Source organism: Flavobacterium sp. I-STPP5a, assembly GCF_009764685.1.
Lineage (GTDB): Bacteria > Bacteroidota > Bacteroidia > Flavobacteriales > Flavobacteriaceae > Flavobacterium.
The window spans coordinates 1-2,724 of the sequence record NZ_VHLM01000012.1 but is presented as its reverse complement, the minus strand read 5'-3'; the positions used below and the strand labels follow the sequence as shown (position 1 = coordinate 2,724).

Below are 2,724 nucleotides of genomic sequence, written 5' to 3'. Positions count from 1 at the left end.
AAACCCGCTGAACTGAAACATCTAAGTAGGCGGAGGAGAAGAAAACAAAAGTGATTCCGTAAGTAGTGGCGAGCGAACGCGGATTAGCCCAAACCAATGTTGTTACGGCAATGTTGGGGTTGTAGGACCACGAGATTTTATGTACAAGGAACCGGAAGTTACTGGAAAGTGACACCATAGAGGGTGATAGTCCCGTATGGGTAACGAGTATAATGAATAGTGGTATCCTGAGTAGGGCGGGGCACGTGAAACCCTGTCTGAATTTGGCGGGACCATCCGCTAAGGCTAAATACTCCTGAGAGACCGATAGTGAACCAGTACCGTGAGGGAAAGGTGAAAAGAACCGTGAATAACGGAGTGAAATAGATCCTGAAACCATACGCTTACAAGCGGTCGGAGCCCATTCGTTGGGTGACGGCGTGCCTTTTGCATAATGAGCCTACGAGTTAACGTTGCTGGCAAGGATAAGTGGTTAAGCCACGGATCCGTAGCGAAAGCGAGTCTGAATAGGGCGCTTTAGTCAGTAGTGTTAGACGCGAAACCGTGTGATCTACCCATGGGCAGGATGAAGCGCTGGTAACACAGTGTGGAGGTCCGAACCGGTTGACGTTGAAAAGTCTTCGGATGACCTGTGGGTAGGGGTGAAAGGCCAATCAAACTCGGAAATAGCTCGTACTCCCCGAAATGCATTTAGGTGCAGCGCACGGCATAAAGTTATATAGAGGTAGAGCTACTGATTGGATGCGGGGGCTTCACCGCCTACCAATTCCTGACAAACTCCGAATGCTATATAATGTTTCCGTGCAGTGAGGGCTTGGGTGCTAAGGTCCAAGTCCGAGAGGGAAAGAACCCAGACCATCAGCTAAGGTCCCCAAATATACGCTAAGTTGAAAGAACGAGGTTTGTCTGCCCAGACAGCTAGGATGTTGGCTTGGAAGCAGCCATTCATTTAAAGAGTGCGTAACAGCTCACTAGTCGAGCGGACGAGCATGGATAATAATCGGGCATAAGCGTATTACCGAAGCTATGGATTTCATATTAAATTATGGAGTGGTAGGGGAGCATTCTAACAGGGTTGAAGGTGTGTCGTAAGGCATGCTGGACTGGTTAGAAAAGAAAATGTAGGCATAAGTAACGATAATGCGGGCGAGAAACCCGCACACCGAAAGACTAAGGTTTCCACAGCTATGCTAATCAGCTGTGGGTTAGTCGGGACCTAAGGCGAACCCGAAAGGGACAGTCGATGGACAACGGGTTAATATTCCCGTACTAGTTATTACTGTGATGGGGTGACGGAGTGATGAAAGCGCCGCGAACTGACGGAATAGTTCGTTGAAGTACCTACCTATAAGACCCGCAGGCAAATCCACGGGTTTTGGGGAAATACGATAGTACTCGGATACTTCGGTAGAAGAGATAGTGCGCCTAAGGGCTTCCAAGAAAAACCTCTAAACTTCAGGTAATAAGTACCCGTACCGCAAACCGACACAGGTAGTCGAGGAGAGAATCCTAAGGTGCTCGAGAGATTCATGGCTAAGGAATTAGGCAAAATAGACCCGTAACTTCGGGAGAAGGGTCGCCAGCAGCAATGCTGGCCGCAGTGAAGAGGTCCAGGCGACTGTTTATCAAAAACACAGGGCTCTGCAAAATCGTAAGATGAAGTATAGGGCCTGACACCTGCCCGGTGCTGGAAGGTTAAGAGGAGATGTTATCTTCGGAGAAGCATTGAATTGAAGCCCCAGTAAACGGCGGCCGTAACTATAACGGTCCTAAGGTAGCGAAATTCCTTGTCGGGTAAGTTCCGACCTGCACGAATGGTGTAACGATCTGGACACTGTCTCAGCCATGAGCTCGGTGAAATTGTAGTAGCGGTGAAGATGCCGCTTACCCGCAGTGGGACGAAAAGACCCTGTGCACCTTTACTATAGCTTAGTATTGACCTTGGATAAATGATGTGTAGGATAGGTTGGAGACTGTGAAGTGGCGTCGCTAGGCGTTGTGGAGTCATTGTTGAAATACAACCCTTTGTTTATCTGAGGCCTAACCCCATAATGTGGGGGACATTGCTTGGTGGGTAGTTTGACTGGGGTGGTCGCCTCCAAAAGAGTAACGGAGGCTTCTAAAGGTTCCCTCAGTACGCTTGGTAACCGTGCGTAGAGTGCAATGGCATAAGGGAGCTTGACTGAGAGACATACAGGTCGATCAGGTACGAAAGTAGAGCATAGTGATCCGGTGGTTCCGCATGGAAGGGCCATCGCTCAAAGGATAAAAGGTACGCCGGGGATAACAGGCTGATCTCCCCCAAGAGCTCATATCGACGGGGGGGTTTGGCACCTCGATGTCGGCTCGTCACATCCTGGGGCTGGAGAAGGTCCCAAGGGTTGGGCTGTTCGCCCATTAAAGTGGCACGCGAGCTGGGTTCAGAACGTCGTGAGACAGTTCGGTCTCTATCTACTGTGGGCGCAAGAAATTTGAGTGGATCTGATTCTAGTACGAGAGGACCGAATTGGACAAACCTCTAGTGTATCTGTTGTCACGCCAGTGGCACCGCAGAGTAGCTACGTTTGGAAGGGATAAGCGCTGAAAGCATATAAGCGCGAAACCCACCACAAGATGAGATTTCTTTTAAGGGTCGTGGGAGATGACCACGTTGATAGGCTATAGATGTAAAGGCAGTAATGTCATAGTCGAGTAGTACTAATAACCCGTAAGCTTATGTACACC

The 2,724-nt window shown here is 49.4% G+C and carries 1 rRNA gene; it reads left to right on the top strand.

Annotated elements, in window-relative coordinates:
• Window positions 1–2,721 (top strand): 23S ribosomal RNA (locus FJV36_RS03110); the annotation flags it as partial.
• Window positions 2,722–2,724 lie beyond the last annotated feature (3 nt).